Source organism: Brevibacillus sp. SYP-B805 (assembly GCF_011059135.1).
In the GTDB taxonomy this organism is placed as follows: Bacteria; Bacillota; Bacilli; order Brevibacillales; family Brevibacillaceae; genus Brevibacillus_F.
The window spans coordinates 212,433-232,100 of sequence record NZ_JAALGD010000005.1 but is presented as its reverse complement, the minus strand read 5'-3'; the positions used below and the strand labels follow the sequence as shown (position 1 = coordinate 232,100).

Annotated in this window: 22 protein-coding genes; 6 read left to right on the top strand and 16 right to left on the bottom strand. The window is 57.6% G+C overall.

Annotated features, from left to right (window positions below; all coding sequences use genetic code 11):
- Window positions 1-85: 85 nt before the first annotated feature.
- The 6 genes from G3578_RS08935 to G3578_RS08910 all read right to left on the bottom strand — a co-directional run bounded on the left by G3578_RS08935 (window position 86) and on the right by G3578_RS08910 (window position 5,139).
- Window positions 86-1,180, bottom strand: coding sequence for an HD-GYP domain-containing protein (locus G3578_RS08935; protein ID WP_165211623.1), 1,095 nt, complete (start codon window positions 1,178-1,180; stop codon window positions 86-88).
- Window positions 1,181-1,287: 107 nt separating this feature from the next.
- Window positions 1,288-1,590, bottom strand: coding sequence for a YunC family protein (locus G3578_RS08930; protein ID WP_165211620.1), 303 nt, complete (start codon window positions 1,588-1,590; stop codon window positions 1,288-1,290).
- A 74-nt stretch (window positions 1,591-1,664) separates the two neighbouring features.
- The gene (locus G3578_RS08925) at window positions 1,665-1,901 is read right to left on the bottom strand and encodes a DUF6154 family protein (protein ID WP_165211617.1); all 237 of its coding nucleotides are present in this window, start codon (window positions 1,899-1,901) and stop codon (window positions 1,665-1,667) included.
- A 55-nt stretch (window positions 1,902-1,956) separates the two neighbouring features.
- On the bottom strand, window positions 1,957-3,387 hold the full coding sequence (locus G3578_RS08920) for a bifunctional metallophosphatase/5'-nucleotidase (RefSeq protein WP_346773979.1): 1,431 nt from the start codon (window positions 3,385-3,387) through the stop codon (window positions 1,957-1,959).
- Window positions 3,388-3,430: 43 nt separating this feature from the next.
- The gene (locus G3578_RS08915; RefSeq protein ID WP_206529580.1) at window positions 3,431-4,252 is read right to left on the bottom strand and encodes a sulfite exporter TauE/SafE family protein; all 822 of its coding nucleotides are present in this window, start codon (window positions 4,250-4,252) and stop codon (window positions 3,431-3,433) included.
- A 29-nt stretch (window positions 4,253-4,281) separates the two neighbouring features.
- Window positions 4,282-5,139 (bottom strand): DUF72 domain-containing protein, encoded by an 858-nt coding sequence (locus G3578_RS08910; protein ID WP_165211614.1) that lies wholly within the window; start codon window positions 5,137-5,139, stop codon window positions 4,282-4,284.
- Window positions 5,140-5,170: 31 nt separating this feature from the next.
- On the opposite strand from G3578_RS08910, the gene G3578_RS08905 reads away from it, so the two are divergent.
- The 3 genes from G3578_RS08905 (at window position 5,171) to G3578_RS08895 (ending at window position 7,891) form a co-directional block, all read left to right on the top strand.
- Window positions 5,171-5,611 (top strand): M67 family metallopeptidase, encoded by a 441-nt coding sequence (locus tag G3578_RS08905; RefSeq protein ID WP_165211611.1) that lies wholly within the window; start codon window positions 5,171-5,173, stop codon window positions 5,609-5,611.
- A gap of 159 nt (window positions 5,612-5,770) precedes the next feature.
- Window positions 5,771-6,838 (top strand): hypothetical protein, encoded by a 1,068-nt coding sequence (locus G3578_RS08900; protein ID WP_165211608.1) that lies wholly within the window; start codon window positions 5,771-5,773, stop codon window positions 6,836-6,838.
- 105 nt (window positions 6,839-6,943) lie between these two features.
- On the top strand, window positions 6,944-7,891 hold the full coding sequence (locus G3578_RS08895) for a BtrH N-terminal domain-containing protein (RefSeq protein ID WP_165211605.1): 948 nt from the start codon (window positions 6,944-6,946) through the stop codon (window positions 7,889-7,891).
- A gap of 70 nt (window positions 7,892-7,961) precedes the next feature.
- Here the strand turns inward: G3578_RS08895 and G3578_RS08890 are convergent, their stop codons facing one another.
- Window positions 7,962-9,317, bottom strand: coding sequence for an Nramp family divalent metal transporter (locus tag G3578_RS08890; protein WP_165211602.1), 1,356 nt, complete (start codon window positions 9,315-9,317; stop codon window positions 7,962-7,964).
- Window positions 9,318-9,744: 427 nt separating this feature from the next.
- Between G3578_RS08890 and G3578_RS08885 the strand changes: the two genes are divergently transcribed.
- Window positions 9,745-10,170 (top strand): SRPBCC family protein, encoded by a 426-nt coding sequence (locus tag G3578_RS08885; protein ID WP_165211599.1) that lies wholly within the window; start codon window positions 9,745-9,747, stop codon window positions 10,168-10,170.
- 1 nt (window position 10,171) lies between these two features.
- Window positions 10,172-10,507: an ArsR/SmtB family transcription factor gene (locus G3578_RS08880; protein WP_165211596.1), complete on the top strand. Its 336-nt coding sequence runs from the start codon at window positions 10,172-10,174 to the stop codon at window positions 10,505-10,507.
- A gap of 100 nt (window positions 10,508-10,607) precedes the next feature.
- On the opposite strand, the gene G3578_RS08875 is transcribed toward G3578_RS08880, so the two are convergent.
- Entirely contained in the window at window positions 10,608-11,399 is a 792-nt protein-coding gene (locus tag G3578_RS08875) for a sulfite exporter TauE/SafE family protein (RefSeq protein WP_165211593.1), read from the bottom strand.
- A gap of 146 nt (window positions 11,400-11,545) precedes the next feature.
- Between G3578_RS08875 and G3578_RS08870 the strand changes: the two genes are divergently transcribed.
- On the top strand, window positions 11,546-11,716 hold the full coding sequence (locus tag G3578_RS08870) for a hypothetical protein (RefSeq protein WP_165211590.1): 171 nt from the start codon (window positions 11,546-11,548) through the stop codon (window positions 11,714-11,716).
- Between the two features lie 88 nt (window positions 11,717-11,804).
- Here G3578_RS08870 and G3578_RS08865 read toward each other — a convergent pair whose 3' ends face one another.
- From G3578_RS08865 to sufD, 8 genes are all read right to left on the bottom strand, one after another.
- On the bottom strand, window positions 11,805-13,328 hold the full coding sequence (locus G3578_RS08865) for a flotillin family protein (protein ID WP_165211587.1): 1,524 nt from the start codon (window positions 13,326-13,328) through the stop codon (window positions 11,805-11,807).
- A complete protein-coding gene (locus tag G3578_RS08860) occupies window positions 13,325-13,849 on the bottom strand; it encodes an NfeD family membrane protein (protein ID WP_165211584.1) in 525 nt (174 codons plus the stop codon). The genes G3578_RS08865 and G3578_RS08860 overlap by 4 nt, the downstream gene beginning before the upstream one ends.
- Window positions 13,850-13,967: 118 nt before the next feature.
- Window positions 13,968-14,420 (bottom strand): NUDIX domain-containing protein, encoded by a 453-nt coding sequence (locus G3578_RS08855; protein WP_165211581.1) that lies wholly within the window; start codon window positions 14,418-14,420, stop codon window positions 13,968-13,970.
- Window positions 14,377-15,219, bottom strand: coding sequence for a suppressor of fused domain protein (locus G3578_RS08850; RefSeq protein WP_165211578.1), 843 nt, complete (start codon window positions 15,217-15,219; stop codon window positions 14,377-14,379). The genes G3578_RS08855 and G3578_RS08850 overlap by 44 nt, the downstream gene beginning before the upstream one ends.
- Before the next feature lie 63 nt (window positions 15,220-15,282).
- Window positions 15,283-16,680, bottom strand: coding sequence for a Fe-S cluster assembly protein SufB (gene sufB / locus G3578_RS08845; RefSeq protein ID WP_165211575.1), 1,398 nt, complete (start codon window positions 16,678-16,680; stop codon window positions 15,283-15,285).
- A gap of 36 nt (window positions 16,681-16,716) precedes the next feature.
- A complete protein-coding gene (sufU, locus tag G3578_RS08840) occupies window positions 16,717-17,151 on the bottom strand; it encodes a Fe-S cluster assembly sulfur transfer protein SufU (protein WP_165211572.1) in 435 nt (144 codons plus the stop codon).
- Entirely contained in the window at window positions 17,138-18,364 is a 1,227-nt protein-coding gene (locus G3578_RS08835) for a cysteine desulfurase (protein WP_165211569.1), read from the bottom strand. The genes sufU and G3578_RS08835 overlap by 14 nt, the downstream gene beginning before the upstream one ends.
- A gap of 1 nt (window position 18,365) precedes the next feature.
- Window positions 18,366-19,664, bottom strand: a complete 1,299-nt coding sequence (gene sufD, locus G3578_RS08830; protein WP_165211567.1) for a Fe-S cluster assembly protein SufD — start codon at window positions 19,662-19,664, stop codon at window positions 18,366-18,368.
- Between the last annotated feature and the right edge of the window lie 4 nt (window positions 19,665-19,668).

Here is a 19,668-nt window from a genome sequence, read left to right as displayed (position 1 = left end):
TTCCGATATACTAAAAAGAGCTGCCGTTGCTTGACGGCAGCCTGCACAAGTATTTCGAGGTGCTCCGCTTCATGCTCTTCCTGCGCTACGGCAAGGCATCGCATGCGGTAATCACGATGTCCAGATGTTTTGACAAATCGATCTCATAGGGAGCTGACAATTCTTCGCCCGCTTCATTCTGCAGAATACGGACAACCGGTCTGCCCGGCTGCCCCCGATTGTAATCCACCACCACGCCGGAAACGCCTGTGCTCAGCCGGACGGAGAGGCCGATGGGATACATCGCGATGGTATCCCGCAGCGTTTCCACCATGCTTGGCGCAAACAACCTGTCCGCCCCGCCGTACAGTATCTCCATCGCCTCGTGGGGGAGCATCGGTTTGCGGTAGACGCGAGGCGTGGTTAATGCGTCAAACACGTCACAGACGGCTAGGAGACGGGCGTACGGATGGATCTGCTCCCCTTTCAGCCTGCGCGGATAGCCGGAGCCATCCATGCGTTCATGATGCTGGAACGCGCAGTGGGCCGAAAGCAGCGGGATCTCGTCCTGCTGGCGCAGCATGTCGAAGCCGATCTCCGTATGCGTCTGCATAATGGCGAACTCTTCTTCGGTTAAGGTGTCCGGTTTGTTCAGGATGTCAAGCGGGATCGCCATCTTGCCGATATCATGCAGCATCGCCCCCAGGCCGATCTCCAGCAGCTCTTTCTCGTTGTAGCCCGCTTTGAGCGCAAGGGCCGTCGAGTAGAGCGCCACGTTGAGCGAATGGGAAAAAATATAGTGATCGGCGGCGCAGACGTTTCCCAGCAGGTTCATCGCCGCGCGGTTCTGCTTCAGCTCGTCAATCACCTGGTGCATCACCTGCCGGAACCGCCGGCCCATCTGCTGGTCGAGGATGCGGTGCCTCCACTTTATCGGTTCATCCTGAATCTTCCGGAACGATTCAAAGATAAGGCCCATGGCCTCCCGCCTGGTCTGCTCGGAGATGGCATCCTGTGCCACCACGTCGCTGGTGCGGGAATCCCGGATATACACATTGGTCACCTGCATGGCGATGAGTCTGTCGATCATGCGCTGGGTCAGTTCGACCCCTTCTCCCACCAGCACCGTCCCGTTGTCGAGGTAGACCGAGCGCGCCAGGATGGCCCCCGGCCGGCATCGCCGTACGGATACAAGTCTCATGTTCGCTTTCGTCGCCTTTCTCTTCCTCTTTTCTGATGATGCCATCGACGTGATTCGTCATTTTTCCAATCATACCACAAAAAAAAGCTTCCGTCTGTTGGAAGCTCTCAAAACATTTTACGAACGGCATCGCGTCCGATCATCCCCGGCGTGATTCCTCTCTTCTCGGCCGTTGTCGTCACCGATTCCAGCGGCGCGTCCAGCAATTCCTGAATGGTTTTCACGCCGACCGCCCGGCCTGCCAGGATCTCGCGGCTGGCGAGCCGTTCGTTCAACAGTCCGATATCCAGCGCCCCGCACATGATATAGCCTTGATCCGTTGTCACAGCAAGCAGCGTGGTTTTGGGCAGCCGCACGGTGACGGCGAGGGCGGTGCCCTCCGGGAAATGAATCGGCTGTACCTCGATCATCCTCATTCTCCTTTCCAACCCATGAATCGGGGGCTACCATAACCTATGGAGCCAAGGGGGAAAAGGTGTCGCGATTACTGCAGGAGCATGCCCGGCCGCTCATCGTCCATGGCAACCTTCCGCTTCATCACTTCGATCATGTAGGTAGCCAGCATATGAAACAGTTCCTCGTCATCCATCCCGTCGATAATCCGGTACAGATCCATGCGCGTCTGTTCCTCCAGAATGCCGACGACGATGGCGACGATATCCTCTTCATCCCCGTTGAAATGGCCGCGATACAAGGCATACAGTTCATCGACAAAACGCATGGCGCTTCCCCCTTTTCCTCTTATCCTTCCCATTTGCCGGAAAAGCTACCGACGGTTATCCGCCGCCATGGGCAAGCTCCCAGCGCGGAAGGAGGCAGGATTGCAGCAGGACGCGGTCGTTCAGCAGTTCTGCCGCGATCTCCCGCAGCACCTCCGGCAAAAAGAACTGCATGTCTCTCCCTTCCAGCAGTTCGGGGAACATGCGGTTAAAGACGAACATGTCCACCGTTCCCACGCGGTATTCCCGCCCGTTCTCGAGGGGGACATCGCCCACCAGCACCTGCAGGATCTGCGGTGCAGGCTCCAGGGCATAGCGAATCTTCAATCCGTCAACGCCCAGCCAGCCAGCGATCTTGCCGCGGAAGCCGAACCCGCGCAGTTCCCTGTGCACCACTTCCGGCTGAATCGCCCGGGTCAGGATCCCAAGAAGCTGCTCGCCCGTCAGCGTTACCGCACATGGATTGATCGGATGGGGCAGGCACTGCAGCAGATCCTTGCGGGTAAGCACACCGCTGTGAAGGGAGGTGAGCAGCAAGCCGCTGTTGGCCAGCCCGATCTCGGCCCCCGTCCATTTGCGGATGCAGGCAGCAAGCAGGGACCCCAGCGCCGTCTCCCGCTCCCAGTTCACCGGCCAATCCTGTTCCAGCCGGGCCACAGGCGCAGACAGGCGCTTCTCGGCCTTCACCCGCTCGTCTGCGATCAGCTGCACAATCTGCGGATCATAGGGATAATCGGCCGCCCGCAGGCATTCCGCTTCGGCGGCGACGACCCCTTTGCTTCCAAGGGTCAGCCTGACATGGCCGACATACTCCCCGAATTTGCCCGCCTGCGCGATCAACGTGGAGCCGACCTGCTCCCCGTTCTTCAACAGCTCATGGGTATGGCCGCCCAAAATCACATCGATCCCCGGGATTTTCCTGGCCAGTTCCCGATCCGCCCGCAGGCCGAGATGGGAGAGCACGACGATCGCGTCCACTTTGGGACGCAGCATCCGCACCTGCTCCGCCAGGATGGGCAGGGGATCTTTCGCTTCCCATCCGAGCAGCCGGTAAAACTCCGCAAACGGCACGGTCGCCCCCAACAGCGCGACACGCAAGTCCGGCCATTCATGAATCGCAAACGGCACAGCCCATGGCAGGGGGCCGTCCGCACCCGCTTCCTGCAGATTGTTCAGCACGACGGTAAAGCGGGCATCGCGGTACAGGACGTCCAGCTTTTCCTTTGGCAGGGTAATCCCTTCGTTGTTCCCGATGGTCACATACTGATAACCCGACCGGTTTAAGACCTCCACATTGGACCGGCCCCAGGTCGCTTCCGTCTTGATGCTCATCCTGTCCAGATGATCGCCGACGTCGACGGTCAGCACATGTTCCCCCTGCTCTTCCCATCTGGCCCGGTGCTGCTTGAGGCAGGACGCGATCTGCGGCATGTGGGCAAACTGGCTGTGCAGATCATTGGTATGTAGAATGTGCAGGATTCTCGTCACGTTTCTCCCCCCCTCGCGCCCGCGACAATCCCGTTTGAGCTTTTTATTCAAGGATGGCTTCGCCGATCATCTGTATCGCGATTCCCAGAATCAGGACGCGCAGCACGAGGACGACCGTTTTTCCTTTCAAGCGTGCCGCAATCTGCGCCCCGGCCTTGCCGCCGAACCAGGCGCCGGGGGCCAGGCAGGCAGCATACAGCCAGTCGATGTGGCCGTGAAGCGCGTTGGTGACCGAGCCGACCACGGCCGACAGAAAAATGACCAGCATGGAGGTAGCCGTCGCCACGTGAGGCGGAAAACGGAACAGAATGATCATGGATGGCACCATCAGGATGCCGCCCCCCACGCCAAACAGCGAGGAAACGATTCCGACGAAGAAGGCGATGGTCACAGCCAACCACCGCTGATAGCCGTATTCGTATTCAATGCCTTCCGCATCGATGAAGGTACGCTTCACATCCCACCGGAGCGTACGCGGCTTGATGCGGTCCCTCACCATCAACAGCACGAACATCCCCAGTTGAAACAGCCCAAAAAAGAGGGAAAACGATTCAAAATGCAGCAGCTTGTTGAGATAGACCCCGGCGACCGCCCCCGGCGCGCTGCCGAGGAAAAACAGCAGGGCTGCCTGCGTATCCACCCGCTTCTGCTTCAAATAGGAGAGCGACGACGAAAGCCCGGTTACGGCGATCACCGCCAGGGAGGTGGCGGCCGCCATCTGCGGCGTCATCGTGCCAGGCGCCTGCTGATTGACAAAAAACAGCAGCGCCGGGACGAAAAACATGCCTCCGCCTATCCCGACAATGCTCCCGGTCGCTCCGGCAAACAATCCGATGATGATAAAAAGCAGGATCAATCCAAACATGATTCCCCTCATTTCGCATTGGCTCGATGTCAAAAAAGCTCCAGCTGTCTCGGATGCAGGCCGCTTGGCTGAATGCCGAGCATCTGCATGAATTCCTTGGCATTGCCCGCCGCATGCTTCCCCGAATTGTTGTTAAACAGGACCAATACCTGCTCCGCCTGCCGGGCCAGTTCCTGGACGCGCGGCACCCATTCCCGGAGCTCCTCTTCCTTGTAGTGGTACAAGTAGCGCACGTCCCGCCAGTTCACACCCTTGCCGGGGTCGCGCCATCCCTTGACATTGCGGCCGTGGAACCGGACGAGCGCCAGCTTGGGCTGGGTGACGGCGACCACGATCGGCACGCACCCCACCCCCGCCTGCGGTTCGTCGCACACGGTGTGGATGGCCCCAAGCCCCCGCAGAAACGCGAGCGTCTTCTCCCGGTACTCCGCTTCAAACCAGCTGCGATGGCGAAACTCCACCGCCACCGGATAGCGGGAAAACGCCTCCGCGCAGCGCTGAATGTACCGCACATGCTCCCGCGTGCAGTCGAACCAGGGCGGGAACTGAAAGAGCAGGGCAGCCAGCTTCCCCGATGCCGCCACCGGCTGGATGCTCTCCTCAAAACGGCGGAACAGCTCGCTTCGGTCTTCCTCCTGCCCGCCGCGCTGATGGCCGGTGATGGCTTGATGCGGCTTGATCACGAAGCGGAAGGATTCCGGCGTTTCCCGCACCCAGGTCTCATAGTTTTTTTGTGGTAAAATAGCGTAAAACGAGCTGTCGATTTCCACCAGCGGAAAATGGCTGGCATACACCGACAGCTTCTCCCTGTCGCGTACACCGGGAGGATAGAGCGATTCATGATCTCCCCATCCGCATAATCCCACGTGGATGCTGCTTTTTGCCATAACAACCTCTCTGCTAAAAGGGGGAACGGACATGCGCCCCGATCTGTTGGGAAATCCTTTTCGGAATAAGCATACCAGACTGCAGATAGATGGAAAAGTGGTGAAACGCCTCTGCGCAGATGGAAGAGAGGCGCTTCCCGATGAATATTCTGCGCTTTTGGCCGGACATGGCTCCGTCATTACGCACTGTTTTCCCCATCCTCCCGAGGGAAGATACCGCCATGCCTTCGCCTGGGAAGGAGAGATCCTTCTCCGTACGCTGCGCGCCATCCGGGAAGCCGGCCTGCAGTGGCTCGGCGTGCTCCACACCCATCCCGCCACACCGCCCGTCCCTTCCGCCGCAGACAGGGATGGCTGGCATTACCCGTCCCTCGGCTACTGGATCCTGTCCTTCGCAGGCGGGCATCCTGATCTGCGCCTGTACCAGATGGAGGACGGCCGCTTTCATGAGCGGGATTACGACGTGCTGTGACCGGTATTGATCGCGGGCTCTACGAGTAAAAAATAACATTGGCGTTGACGCAAGGGCAATCGTCACATCTCATTGCATTCTTCACAAATTAACAAAATTATACATTTTTGTAATTTGTGTATTATACTTCTCTTTAATGGAGAACAAGGAGGTAATGATGTGAAACGATTTGCCCTGTTACTTGTTCTTTCGCTCATGATCGCAGGCTGCAATCAAGCGGAAGAAACGCCGAAGCAAGTGGAGAATCAGGCTGCTCAACCGGATGCAGCCGGCAAGGAAGCAGATTTGGCTGCAACCGGCATACAGCCTTCCGCTTCCGGCTCGCCTGGCAGTTCCCCCTCTTCCGCTCCAGAGCAGCAAGGAGAGGCCGTTTCCTTTCAAGTAGTAGGCAGTCCCGAAAACAGCGTTCGACCGGATCAGGGAAACCTACAGGTGTCCATGCAGGCAACGGTCGAAGAAAAGGATGGCTATCTGGTTGTCAAAGGCACCAGCAACCTGCTGTCGGGCGCCAAGGTAAGCGGAAACGTGGATGCGGAGGGATATGCCATGTTCGGATACTCGGATACGGCGGAGGTCGACCCGGATGGCAGTTTTCAGCTGTTCATCAAAAAACCGAATCTGAACCAGCAGGTGGAATTGACCGTTACCTTCAACCCCAAGATGCAGATTCCCGAACTGCAGCAACATTACGGCGAAAACGGTGACAAGCTGCAGGGGGACGCCGTCTATCAATATCAGGATGATGACAAATCGATAAAGAAAAAAGTGGAACTGAAAGGCTATTTTCACCCCAGGAAGGATCATCCGCTCAAACTGGCTTTGGAGATGCCGAAATGGGAAAAACCGGCCGATTACGGCAGTCCGGAAGTGTGGATCAAACCGGAGCTGCGTAAAGACGAGCGTTTGATCTATGTGCATGCAACCAGCAATCTGCTGGAAGGTTCACAAGTAACAGGCGGTGTCGAGATACCCGGTTATGTCACGTTTGGCTATTCCGCCACGAAATACGTCAATCCCGACGGCTCCTTTGATCTAAGCATCCCTTACCCGAAAGACAGCAAGAACATGTATGTGGAGCTTGTGTTTAAACCCAGGGAGGACGCCTGGCAGACCGTGAAAGAGAATTATGGCGAGAAGGGAGAAAAGCTGGCCGGCAAATGGGTCAAAACGGATAGCGACGGAAGCAAACAGATTTATCTGAAACTGAAATTGGACACGGGTGAATAGGTCGGATCATCCCTTGTTTTCCGACTTGGTTCAACCGCTGTCAGAAAACCGCTCCTCCTGATGTCTATGCAACAGGCGTTTTTGCATGAAAGGAGGATGAGAGGCATGGGCACCACCGCGTACATCGGAAACGGCGCCTATTGCTATGCCAATTCAACCGCCATGCTGCTTCACAGCATCGGAGAAAAAATCGCCCCTTCCCTGATTGAAGTGTTAACCGGGGTAGGACTCGGGGCCATGTGGGAGGAAGCGCTGCAGTTTGCCTGGTTTAACGGCCGGGTCGCACCCGATGAAGGGATTGGCCGGGCACTGGACCTGTTGGGGTTCACCTTTCTTGCACAAGGCTGTGACACCACATCCGCACCGCCTGTTGAGGATTTGCGCACCCACCTGAAAGACGGACCTGCCGTCGTGGGCCCCCTTGACATGGGCATGCTGCTGTACCATCCGAACCATTCCTATTTGGGCGGCAGCGACCATTATGTGCTCGTTTATGCGGCAGATGACGAGAACGTATACCTGCACGATCCGGCCGGCTACCCGCATGTATCGTTGGCGTGGGAACCATTCGGGCTGGCATGGCGGGCGGAGAAGATTCCCTATCGCAGGTATCCCTATCAGTTCTGGACACGGCCCTCCCGCCAGCGCACACCCGCGGAACAAGAACTGTTCGGGCAGGCGATCCGCTACTTCCAAACGGTGTATCGGGAAACCGAGGAAGAAGCCGGTCAAAAGGGCCTTCCCTGCTGCGAGAAAGCCATACGAGCCTTCGCCGACGCGATCGAACAGGAAACGATCACCCCGGAAGGCCGCAATCATATGCGCTATTTCCTTTTTCAGTTGGGGGCACGCAGAGCGCTCGATTACGCAAACTTTTTCGCCCGGCGTCTGCCAGGTTTGGCCCGCCTGAAAGAACGGCAGGCGCAGTTGTTCGGCACCTGCCACGTACACGCGGTGGCGGATAACCGGCAGGATCTTGCGGCCGCTCTCAGAGCGCTGGCGCATGCGGAAGAGCAGTTCCGGCACGCATTGATGCTTGTCGATCCCGTATGAACATGCTCTCCAAAAAACATCCCCTCCCGCGACAGGAAGAACCTGTCAGCACAGAGGGGATGTTTTCATGTTACCCAAAAAACGTCTGGAACAGCAGATAGGCGTTTAACCCCATAATCACGATGGCAACCGTCCATGCCAGCATTTTCAGCCACGGCGGGTTGACGAACTCGCCCATCTTCCTTTTGTCGCTGGTGAACTGCACAAGCGGCACCACAGCGAAGGAAAGCTGCAGGGAGAGAATCACCTGGCTCAGGATCAGCAGCTGGGCCGTTCCGCTCTCGCCGTAGAGGGCGGTCACGATCACGGCGGGAATAATCGCGATCAGCCGGGTGAGCAGCCGGCGCAGCCAGGGCTTCAGGCGGATGTTGAGGAAGCCTTCCATGACGATCTGTCCGGCCAGGGTCCCCGTCAAGGTAGAGTTCTGCCCTGCCGCGAGCAGCGCCACCCCGAACAGGATGCTGGCTGCCGTTGTGCCGAGGACGGGCGTGAGGAGATGGTACGCATCCCCGATCTCCGCCACATCCGTCATCCCCGCCCGGTGAAAAGCTGCCGAAGAGAGAATCAGGATCGCCGCGTTGATCATCAAGGCGAAAAGAAGCGCGATGGTCGAATCCATCGTCGCATAGCGGATCGCTTCCCGTTTGCCGCTGCTGGTTTGTTCATACCGGCGGGTTTGGACGATGGAGGAATGGAGATAGAGGTTGTGCGGCATCACCGTCGCCCCCAGGATCCCGATGGCGATGTAGAGCATCTCCGGATTGCGGATGATCTCGGCGCTGGGCACGAATCCGCCCAGAATACCCGTCACATCCGGCTTGGACAGGTACATCTCCACGGCAAAACAACCCGCGATGGTGGCGATCAGGGCGATCACAATCGCCTCAATGTACCGGAATCCCTTGTTCTGCAGGAGCAGCACCAGCATCACGTCGAAGCTGGTCAGGATGACCCCGTACAGCAGCGGGATGCCAAACAGCAGATTCAGCGCGATGGCGGCGCCGATCACCTCGGCCAGATCGCACGCGGCGATGGCCAGCTCGCAGAGCACCCACAGCCCCATCGCCACCGGTTTGCTGTAATGATCCCGGCAGGCCTGGGCCAGATCCCTTCCCGTCACGATTCCCAATTTTCCGGCCAAGGCTTGCAAGAGAATCGCCATCAGGTTGGAAAGCATAATGACGGACAGCAAAGTATAGCCAAAGAGCGATCCGCCGGCAAGGTCGGTCGCCCAGTTCCCCGGGTCCATATAGCCGACAGCCACCAGATAGCCGGGACCTGCGAACGCCAGAAACTTGCGCAGCCATGATCCCGATTTGGGCACACGCAGCGAACGATGCACTTCCGGCAGGGACGGCTGCTTGGGGGCGTCATGCCATTCCCCTTTTTGCTCAAGAGCCACACTGCTTCCATACTCGGGTGTCATCAGTCTCACCTCATTTACGGTCATTTTATGGAACAAGCTAACTATTTTGCGTTAGCGCAACTTTTTAGGCTAAAAAAATGCGCCTACACCCATAGGTATGACATGGAAGAAAAAATGTTCCTTAAGAATTTGTCTAAACTATAATTTTTGCCTCGGGGCAACTTTTGTTTTTATTTTATCTCCACCTGCACGAAAATGCAATGCTTATTTCCTGGAACCCAAGCGAATGCACCCGGCTTCAGGCAAATGCTTTGCGCCTGAAATGCTCCCCCGTCACTTGACATGAAACCAAAAGGTGTTATATAGTACAAAACGAAACCAAATGGTTTCACAAAAAGGAAGGGAATGGTCGGCGGCATTGTGTATTCGCCGCCAGGACAAAGGGAAAGCTGAAAAATCAATCATATCGGAAATGGGAGGAACGACAATGGAAAACAACAACCACAGCACGCTGCCGGATATACGGCGAACCCTTGTAATGAACGCGCCGATTCAAAAAGTATGGCAGGCCGTTGCCACATCGGAAGGCATCGCCGCATGGTTCATGCCGAATGATTTTCAGCCTGTAGTGGGCCACGAATTTCACTTGAACGCGGGGCCGTTTGGCATGTCCCCCTGCAAAGTCACGGAAATCGATCCTCCCCACCGCCTTTCTTTCCGTTGGGGAAAAGATTGGACCATCACGTTTGAACTGAAGGAGCTTGACGGAAAAACGGAGTTTACGCTGATTCATTCCGGCTGGGATGCCGACAAGGTGACGGAGTTCGGGGAAGCCCATACGATTGTGCGCGACCGCATGGACCAAGGCTGGAGCGGGATTGTCAACAAGTTGGGCAGCTACGTCGAGGGTTGACATGGCGGCTTCATTACTGAAACATGACGTTTTTCAGGCCATCGCCGATCCTACCCGCCGTCAGCTGCTGAGATTGCTGGGCGAACAGGAAATGCCTGTCACCGCCATCAGCGGCCACTTTCCGATGAGCCGGACGGCCGTTTCCAAGCATCTGCGCATTTTGGCGGATGCGGGACTCGTCAAGCCGAGGAAAGTCGGCCGGGAGACGCGCTACCGGCTTGAGCCGGAACCGCTGCTTGAACTGAAGCGATGGCTGTCGTATTACGAGCGTTTTTGGGAGAACAAGATGTCCGCGCTCCAGCGTTATGTCGAGTCCGACGAGTCGGATGGCGCTTAACCCTGCTCCATCCTGACAAAAAAGGGAGGCGTGTGCCTCTCTTCTTGTTTTTTTCCCGACAGGGCGGCTGTCACATGCAGGCGGCCATCCCCATACACTGTTAGAAAACCGACAGCCAGATTTTGATGGCGGATGCCGTGATGACGACGACCAGCCCGTAGCGCAGAACCCTGACATTGATCTTGGTGCTGAGGCGTGAACCGATGGGGGCTCCCAGCAAGCTGCCGATCACCGTAAACACGGTTGGCATGAGCGGAATATGCCCCGCGGCGATCTTTCCTATCACCCCGCCGACAGCCGAGATAAAGACAATGGCCAGGGACGAAGCGATGGCCACCCTTGTCGAGATCTTGAGCACCGTCAGCATGATGGGAATCAGCGCGAAAGCTCCTCCCGCCCCAACGATTCCCGATACCACTCCCACGACGAACGCGGCCGCGGCCGCCGTGGGCTTGTGGAACGCCATCTCGTGAGGTGCAGCCTGCGGGGTACCTTTGTTCGGGAAAAGCATCAGGACAACCGCCACGATCGCGACCACTCCATAGACGAGATGGATGGCCTCCCCGGACAAGTATGTCGAGCTGATGCCCCCGATGAGGCTGCCGAGGAGGATGCTGGTTCCCATGCAGCGTACGAGCCCTTTATGTATGAGCGCGGGCCCGTTCCTGACATGGCTGCGATACGCCAGCACCCCCGCAAGCGCCGAAAAAAAGACCTGAAACATGCTGATGGCCGATACCTGCTGGGCGGTAAAGCGGGCTATCCCCAGAGCGGATGGAATGAACAGCAGCAGAGGATAATGGATGATGGCTCCCCCAATCCCCAGTAAACCCGAAAAAAAAGAGCCGATTCCCCCCAGAATCAGCATCACGATGAACAGGTTCCAATCCATAGACGTCCTCCTTGGTCCGACTCCCTGACAACGTCGATTATACACCTCCTCCTTTTGCGGTAAAATACCGAAAAACCCTCTGTTCGAAGAGGGCATAGAATCGTATAATAAAAACCAAGTAAATGAATCGGAAAATGGTGATTAACATGTTCGCTTTCTTGAAGAGCATGCTGTCGGCGAACTGTCCGCTGTGCCGTCATCCGCTGCAGGTGGAACATACCCGCTTGTGCAGCATTAAATCGTGCCCAAAAGGCCATTACACGGAAGAAACCTACAGCCACCTTGGGGTAAGCGTGGTTTACGACGGGATGGAGTGAAGCATGCGAACAGGCGGGATCGAAATCCCGCCTAATTGTGCAAACAAAGTCCGTCCTGTCATGGGTGATGGTTCCCGCTCACCATGCCTCAACCTTTTTCAATCACTTCGTTTGATCCCTTCGTTCCTTCCGCAGCCGGGGCATGCTGCGCCGGCTGCTGCTTCATGAACTCGGCAATCATCTGGTTCACATCCAGGCCGGAGACGTCTTTCAACATCTCGGGCAGCTGCGCCATCATCTTGGTCACATTGGTGCTCAAGCGGTTGACGCCGTCTCCCTGGCCGCCGCCCGTATCGATGATCGTCACCTTGTCGATCGCCTTCATCGGCTCTGCCACTTTGGCCGCCAGTTCGGGCAGCATCTTGGCGACGATGTCCAGCACCGCTGCCTGACCGAACTTCTCGTAGGCTTCCGCCAGCTTCCGTTTCCCTTCCGCTTCCGCTTCCAGCTTCAAGCGGGTGATTTCGGCTTCGGCCGTCCCTTTTGCCTTCTCCGCCTCGGCTACCGCCAGGCCTTCCAGGCGCTTCTGCTCCGCCAGCGCTTTCGCTTCCGCCTCGATCCGGTATTTCAGCGCGTCTGCCTCGCGGATTTTCTTCGCTTTCTCCGCTTCGGCCGCCTGCTCCACCGCATAGCGGTCGGCGTCCGCCTTTTTCTTCACTTCGGCATCATATTGCCGCTCGCGGCGCAGGATCTCTTTCTCTTCCAGCTCGATCTGCTTCTGCTTGCGGACGATGTCGATCTTCATTTCCTCTTCCGTTACCTGCTGCTTGATCACGGCTTCCTGCAGCTTGTACGCCTGGTCGGCCGCCGCTCTGGCCCGATCCTGCTCCTGCTTGAAGGCGGCCACCTTCAGTTCCTTTTCTTTTTCCGCTTCGGCGATGTTGGTCTCTTTCAGCAGCTCGGCCTTGCGGGCTTCCTCCTCCGCCTGCGCCTGTCGGATACGCGCTTCCTTGTCCGCATCCGCCTGCGAGATGGTGGCGTCCCGCTTCACCGCCGCGATCTGCGGAATCCCGAGCGCCGCCAGATAGCCGTTCTTGTCCCGCACATCCTTGATCGTGAAGCTGACGACGGACAGGCCCATCTTCTTCAGATCCTTGGCGGCGACCGCCTGCACTTCCTGCGCGAAGCGTTCGCGGTTTTTGTAAATCTCTTCGACGGTCATGCTGCCCAGAATGGCGCGCAGATAGCCTTCCAGTACTTCCTGCGCCTCCGCTTTCAGGGCCTCATCCGTCTTGCCCATAAACTGTTCCGCCGCGGTGGCGATATCTTCTATCGAACCGCCCACCTTGATGATGGCGACCCCGTCCGCCATGACCGGCACGCCCTGCTCGGTATACACTTCCGGTGTGGAGACATCCAGTTTATGGGACATTAAACTCAGGAACTTGGCCTGCTGAAAAATCGGCAGAATAAAAGCGCCGCCGCCCCGGACGATCTTCATTTTGCGGCCGGATTCGTCGGCCAGCACGTTTTTCGACCCCAGGAAGCTGCCCGTCACGATCATCGCCTGATCGGCGCCAACCGTCTTGTACCGCGCCCAAAACGCGATGCCCAGCACCAACAGCACCACGACGACGATACCCGCTATCGTCAGTGTTGACAATCCGCTCATACCACACGCTCCCCGTTCTCTTTCTCAAATGGCACGACATACAGGACATGGTCCTTCACTTCCACGACGACTACCTTCGTTCCCTCCGGAATGGGCTTTTGTTCCAGACTCGACGCCATATGATGGGTCGTGCCGCTCACCATCGTCACCAACACTTCTCCGAGGCCGGACGCGGGGATGGAGGTGGAGACCAGGCCAAGCCGGCCGGTCAGCTCCTGCATGGAGTACCCGGTGGAGGACTCCGTTTTCTCCATCGGCTTGATCCAGAAAAAATAAGAAAGCACGGCCAGGATCGCTCCGCCCATCAGCGACAGCAGCAGCACGATTCCGGGAGCATACGCTGTCAGCCGTGACAGGAGAATTCCGCAGCCGCCGAACGCGGTCACCCCGCTTACCAGGATCACCGGCTGCAGGACAGGGATGTGAAAATTTCCGGACCAATCGCCAAAAAACAGCAGCAGCAGAGAATAGATGATGCCGATCCCGATACAGACGACATAGAGCGTCTCAAGCCATTCCAAACATGCACCCTCCTTTCCAGAAACTGTTTCCGTATGTATTACGAGGAAACCAGGAAAATGTTTCAAATTGTCGAACGACGAAAAAAAAGCCGCGCTGACATCGCGCAGCCACGGCTCTTTACATCACGTTCCCGATGTACCCGGGAAGATAGTTTGCTTCCTTCAATGCTTTCAACACCTGTTCCCGTCGTCTGTCGTTATCAAACGGCAGGGTATGGAGCTCCTCCAGACTCACCCACCCCGCCCAGACGATCTCTTCGTCCTCCAGACCGCCCGGAATGGGGGTGGTCTCCTCCCCCACCAACGCGGCCAATACGCCGACACCAACGGTATGCTTGCCGTCCCCGTTCCTGTCGATCCTCTCATCCAGCCACAGCATCTGCTGGTAGGCTACCAGCACGCCGGTCTCCTCCCACACCTCCCGCCGGGTCGCCTCCGGGATTGATTCCAGGAACTCCACGCCCCCGCCGGGCAGGCTGTAGGCCAGCACACCGTCCGTCACTTCCTTGATCAGCAGAATCTTGCCGTCATGGACCACCACGACGCTCACGCGCAAGCGGATCTGATTCATCACATTCACCCCCGTCCACGGCAGAATGGCGCAGAAGATCAAGGGCATTTACCTCCTGCTGGACAAATCTCTCTACCAGCGCGTCCCATCCCTGTGAAAGCAGGCAGTGGTACTCGGCTTCCGTCACGGGAAGCAGCATCAGGAACCGGATCACGGTGTCCCCGTCATAATAATACCCGAATCCCTCCTGTTCGAAAAAAGGAGGAACCGCCAGCAGCCGATCCAAAGCAGAGCCGGGTATGATCGGACCGGGCAGCGGAAACAGCACATGCTCCGCAATGCCCGTCCCCTGGGCCTGAAAGATGCCCTGCACGTCGTCGGCGATGCGGACCAGATGGGCGATCATGGCCTCATCCCGCTTGTATGAATAGAGCAGCAGCTCCGTCTGGCCCCGCCGGTGCAGTCCGGCTGTCGCATACGTCCACCAGCCCCGTTTCCGCGTTGGTGGGAACACCACGATGGGTACCGCAAGATCGTCGCGTTCCACCCTCTCCCCTTCCACCGCAAAGAAGGAGCGGTAATGGGCCAGCACCCCGGGTGAAAGCGGCAGCGGCGTACGGAGAGACGCTGGCACTTCCGGAACCTCTGGAACTTCCGGATGCTTCGGATCTTCCGGTTCTTCCGCCCCGCCGGCTGCGGGAGGTTCCGCTTCCTGCCGCGCATCCGGATCAAGCGCCCCTGTCAAGGCGTCCAGGAACAGGGGATAGGTAGGACGCTGTCTCTCCTGCACCCAGCGTATGATGAAGAGAATCGTCAAGATCGCCACCATCGCGACGATTCCCCAGCCGATCATGTACATCCGCTCTCCCCCTTGCGCCGGAAGTGAAAAAAGCATGCCCCGCAAGGCATGCTGCTGTTTTGATTAACCGATTGAGCCTTCCATCTCGAACTTGATCAGGCGGTTCATCTCCACGGCATACTCCATCGGCAATTCCTTCGTAAACGGTTCGATGAAGCCCATGACGATCATTTCGGTGGCTTCTGCTTCGGACAAGCCGCGGCTCATCAGGTAAAAGAGCTGGTCTTCGGAAACCTTGGACACGGTCGCCTCGTGTTCGAGCGTGATGTTGTCGTTCATGATTTCATTGTACGGGATGGTGTCGGAGGTGGACAGTTTATCCAGAATCAAGGTGTCGCACTTGATGTTGGACTTGGAGCCATCCGACTTGCGGCCGAACTGGGCCAGCCCGCGATAGGTCACCTTGCCGCCGTCGCGCGAGATTGATTTGGAGATGATCGTCGACGTACAGTCAGGGGCCAGGTGAATCATCTTGGCGCCCGCATCCTGATGCTGCCCTTTGCCCGCCACCGCAATGGAAAGCACGGTGCCTTTGGCGCGGGGACCTTTCATGATGACGGCCGGATACTTCATGGTCAGCTTGGAGCCGATGTTGCCGTCAATCCATTCCATGGTGGCGTCGGCATAGGCAACGGCACGCTTGGTCACCAGGTTGTACACGTTGTTGGACCAGTTCTGGATGGTCGTATAGCGGCAGCGTCCCCGCTCCTTCACGATGATCTCCACGACTGCGGAGTGGAGGGAGTCGGTGCTGTAGATCGGCGCCGTACAGCCTTCCACGTAGTGGACGAACGCGTCTTCATCCACGATGATCAGGGTGCGTTCAAACTGCCCCATGTTCTCCGAGTTGATCCGGAAATAGGCCTGCAGCGGCGTCTCCACCTTCACGCCCTTCGGCACGTAGATGAAGGAACCGCCGGACCATACCGCCGAGTTCAGGGCAGCGAACTTGTTGTCCGCCGGCGGGATCACCGTGGAGAAGTATTCTTTTACGATATCGGGATAAAGCTTCACCGCAGAATCCATGTCGGTGAACAGCACGCCCAGCTTCTCCAGGTCTTCCTGCATGTTGTGGTAAACCACTTCGGATTCGTACTGGGCGGAGACCCCGGCCAGGAACTTCTGTTCCGCTTCCGGAATCCCCAGCTTGTCGAACGTCGCCTTGATCTCTTCCGGCACTTCATCCCAGCTGCGGCCCGTTTTTTCCGATGGTTTCACATAGTAGGTGATATCGTCGAAGTTCAGATCGTCCAGATTGCCGCCCCATTTGGGCATCGGCATTTTCAGGAAGATATCCAGCGCCTTGAGGCGGAAATCAAGCATCCACTGCGGCTCGTTTTTCATGCGCGAAATCTCTTCGACGATCTCGCGGGACAAGCCCTTTTTCGTACGGTAGACCGACACATCCTTGTCGTGAAAGCCGTACTGGTAATCCTGCAGCTCAGGGGCTTTCTTGGCCATCTGCGCTCACGCTCCTTTTCCTCTACTTCTTTTGTATTATTGCTCGGCTTGTTTGATACCCTGCTCCAGCGCTTTCCAGGCCAGGGTGGCGCATTTGATCCGCGCGGGGAATTTCGCCACGCCGGAGAGCGCTTCAATATCGCCAAGATCGATCGACTCGTCCGGCTCCTTGCCCTGCATCAGCTCGGAGAACACCTGCGCCAGGTGGAGCGCTTCTTCCACAGTCTTGCCCTTCACCGCTTCCGTCATCATGGAAGCGGAGGACATGCTGATGGAACAGCCCTCGCCCAAAAATCTGGCGTCGGCTACCCTGCCGTTCTCCAGCTTCAACGACAGGGAGATGCTGTCGCCGCACGTCGGATTGTTCAGATGTACGATAAGTCCTTCCGCTTCATCCAGTTTACCACGGTTGCGCGGCTTTTGGTAATGGTCCATGATGACGCGGCGGTAGAGATCATCAAGAGAAGACATTGCCGAAATACTCCTTTGTCTTCTTCAATCCGGCGATCAAGGCATCCACGTCTTCCTCCGTATTGTACAGGTAGAAGCTGGCACGCGCCGTGGCCGTCACACCCAGCCAGCGCATCAGCGGCTGGGCGCAGTGATGTCCGGCCCGCACCGCAATGCCGTAGCTGTCAAGCACGGTGGCCAAATCGTGCGGATGCACGCCTTCCAGATTGAAGGTGATTAGACTGCTGCGGTTCTCCGTGGGACCGTAGATGGTCAGTCCCTCTATCTCCTTAATCTGCTCCAATGCATAGCGCAGCAACTGCTTTTCGTAGCGCTCGATTTCTTCCAGCCCGATCTCGGTCAAAAAGTCAATCGCCGCACCGAGGCCGATCGCCCCTGCGATGATCGGCGTGCCGCCCTCAAACTTCCAGGGTAGCTCCTTCCACGTGGAGTCATACAGGTCGACAAAGTCGATCATCTCTCCGCCGAATTCCACCGGTTCGGTCTTCTCCAGGACAGCGCGCTTGCCGTACAGCACGCCGATGCCCGTCGGCCCGCACATCTTGTGGCTGGAAAAGCAGAAGAAATCGCAGTCCAGCGCCTGCACGTCGATTTTCTTGTGCGGTGCGCTCTGGGCACCGTCGACGAACAGGACCGCCCCGTGCTGATGCGCGATGGCGGCGATTTCCTTGATCGGGGTGGTATCCCCCAGCACGTTGGAAATATGGTGAATGGCGACGATCCTGGTGTTTGGCGTAATCGCCTCCTTCACCGCGTCCACCGTCACGGTCCCGTCCGCTGCGAGCGGGATGAACTTGAAGGTTGCCCCCGTCGCTTTGGCTGCCTGCTGCCACGGGATGAAGTTGCTGTGGTGTTCCACCACCGTGGTCACGATCTCGTCTCCCGGCTTCAGCGTTGCACGGGCATACCCGTAAGCAACCAGGTTGACCGCCGAGGTGGTGCCGCGCGTAAAGACGATCTCGGCGCTTTCCCTGGCGTTGATGAAGGCGCGAACCTTTTCCCGCGCGTTTTCATAGCCGTCCGTCGCGCGGGAGCCGAGCGTGTGGACGCCGCGGTGCACATTGGAGTTGTACTCCTTGTAGTATTTGTCCAGCGCCTCGATCACCTGGACGGGCTTCTGCGACGTTGCCGCGCTGTCCAGGTAAACCAGCGGGTGCCCGTTCACCTGTTGATCCAGGATGGGAAAATAACGGCGGAGTTCTTTCGCGTTCATGTTAGGCCAACTTCCTTTCCAGCGCCTGACGAAGCCGGTTCTTCACTTCTTCGATGGGGATTTCGGTTACGACGGAATCAAGGAATCCTAGTACGATCAAGCGTTCCGCTTCTTTGCGCGTAATGCCGCGGGACATCAGGTAGTAGACGCTCTCCTCGCTGATGCGGCCCACGGATGCTGCGTGTCCTGCCTTCACATCGTCTTCATCGATCAACAGAATCGGGTTGGCGTCGCCGCGAGCCTTTTCGCTCAGCATGAGAATGTTTTCCGCCTGCTCGCCATTGGCTTTTTCCGCTCCCTTTTCGATCTTGGTGATGCCGTTGAGAATCGCCGTTGCTTCGTCCGTCATCACGGCTTTGCTCAGCATGTCGGACTCGGAATGGGTGCCGATGTGCTGAACCTGCGACGTCAGATTCTGCCGTTGGCTGCCGGTTCCCACGGACACCGTCTTGGTGTTGACGGCGGAGCCGCTGCCTTTGAGCACCGTGGTGTTGTTGGCAACCGTGTTGCCGTCGTTCATCTCGCCCAGAATCCACTCCATCTTGCCGTCGCGGTCAAGGATGGCCCGGCGGAACACGTAATCGTGCACCTCGGCGGAAAGGGACCGGACCGAGGCCATCTGCACGGACGCTCCCGGGCCGACAAACACTTCCACGACGCTGTTGGCCACCATGGAGGTTCCGGCCGAAGAGACGTAGGTGTCCACATAGGTAACCTTGCTGTTGGCTTCTGCCACGATCAGCACGTGCGGACACAGAAGGGCACCATCACCGGCTACCTGGAAGACGGCTTGCAGCGGTACGTCCACCTCCACGTTTTTGGGCACGTAGATGAATACGCCGCCATTGACCAAGGCTGCGTGGAGGGCCGTCAATCGATGCTCGTCTGCGGCGACGGCCTGCATCCAGTATTTTTTCACCAGGTCGCCATGCTCGCGCAAAGCGGTTGCCAGGTCGGTGAAGATCACGCCCTGCGCTTTTGCTTCCGCCTGCTCCCGGTGGAAAATGATCGAAGCGTTTTTTTGCACCAGCAGGCTTTTGACCGCCGCCGCGTCGATTTCCGCCTTGACCACGTCATCCAGCTGATCGGCGCTCGCCACTTTGGGCTGCGTCAAAAACGGAACGTATTGGTCGATGTTCCATTTATCGATTTTGGTTTTTTCCAAAACCGGCAGCTCCAGTTGGCTACAGGCCTCGAATGCGGCGAGACGGCTGGCAAGGAACCACTCCGGCTCTTGGTTGGCTTTCGAATATTGGGTAATCGCTTCACGGTCGAAGCGGAGTTGCAAATCGACACTCATCTTG

Excerpts from the sequence above, each read along its gene's own strand:
- G3578_RS08935 (WP_165211623.1), bottom strand. The coding sequence starts at position 1,180 with ATGAGACTTGTATCCGTACGGCGATGCCGGCCGGGGGCCATCCTGGCG.
- G3578_RS08930 (WP_165211620.1), bottom strand. The coding sequence starts at position 1,590 with ATGATCGAGGTACAGCCGATTCATTTCCCGGAGGGCACCGCCCTCGCC.
- G3578_RS08925 (WP_165211617.1), bottom strand. The coding sequence starts at position 1,901 with ATGCGTTTTGTCGATGAACTGTATGCCTTGTATCGCGGCCATTTCAAC.
- G3578_RS08915 (WP_206529580.1), bottom strand. The coding sequence starts at position 4,252 with ATGTTTGGATTGATCCTGCTTTTTATCATCATCGGATTGTTTGCCGGA.
- G3578_RS08910 (WP_165211614.1), bottom strand. The coding sequence starts at position 5,139 with ATGGCAAAAAGCAGCATCCACGTGGGATTATGCGGATGGGGAGATCAT.
- G3578_RS08905 (WP_165211611.1), top strand. The coding sequence starts at position 5,171 with ATGCGCCCCGATCTGTTGGGAAATCCTTTTCGGAATAAGCATACCAGA.
- G3578_RS08895 (WP_165211605.1), top strand. The coding sequence starts at position 6,944 with ATGGGCACCACCGCGTACATCGGAAACGGCGCCTATTGCTATGCCAAT.
- G3578_RS08890 (WP_165211602.1), bottom strand. The coding sequence starts at position 9,317 with ATGACACCCGAGTATGGAAGCAGTGTGGCTCTTGAGCAAAAAGGGGAA.
- G3578_RS08885 (WP_165211599.1), top strand. The coding sequence starts at position 9,745 with ATGGAAAACAACAACCACAGCACGCTGCCGGATATACGGCGAACCCTT.
- G3578_RS08880 (WP_165211596.1), top strand. The coding sequence starts at position 10,172 with ATGGCGGCTTCATTACTGAAACATGACGTTTTTCAGGCCATCGCCGAT.
- G3578_RS08875 (WP_165211593.1), bottom strand. The coding sequence starts at position 11,399 with ATGGATTGGAACCTGTTCATCGTGATGCTGATTCTGGGGGGAATCGGC.
- G3578_RS08870 (WP_165211590.1), top strand. The coding sequence starts at position 11,546 with ATGTTCGCTTTCTTGAAGAGCATGCTGTCGGCGAACTGTCCGCTGTGC.
- G3578_RS08865 (WP_165211587.1), bottom strand. The coding sequence starts at position 13,328 with ATGAGCGGATTGTCAACACTGACGATAGCGGGTATCGTCGTCGTGGTG.
- G3578_RS08855 (WP_165211581.1), bottom strand. The coding sequence starts at position 14,420 with ATGAATCAGATCCGCTTGCGCGTGAGCGTCGTGGTGGTCCATGACGGC.
- G3578_RS08850 (WP_165211578.1), bottom strand. The coding sequence starts at position 15,219 with ATGTACATGATCGGCTGGGGAATCGTCGCGATGGTGGCGATCTTGACG.
- sufB (WP_165211575.1), bottom strand. The coding sequence starts at position 16,680 with ATGGCCAAGAAAGCCCCTGAGCTGCAGGATTACCAGTACGGCTTTCAC.
- sufU (WP_165211572.1), bottom strand. The coding sequence starts at position 17,151 with ATGTCTTCTCTTGATGATCTCTACCGCCGCGTCATCATGGACCATTAC.
- G3578_RS08835 (WP_165211569.1), bottom strand. The coding sequence starts at position 18,364 with ATGAACGCGAAAGAACTCCGCCGTTATTTTCCCATCCTGGATCAACAG.
- sufD (WP_165211567.1), bottom strand. The coding sequence starts at position 19,664 with ATGAGTGTCGATTTGCAACTCCGCTTCGACCGTGAAGCGATTACCCAA.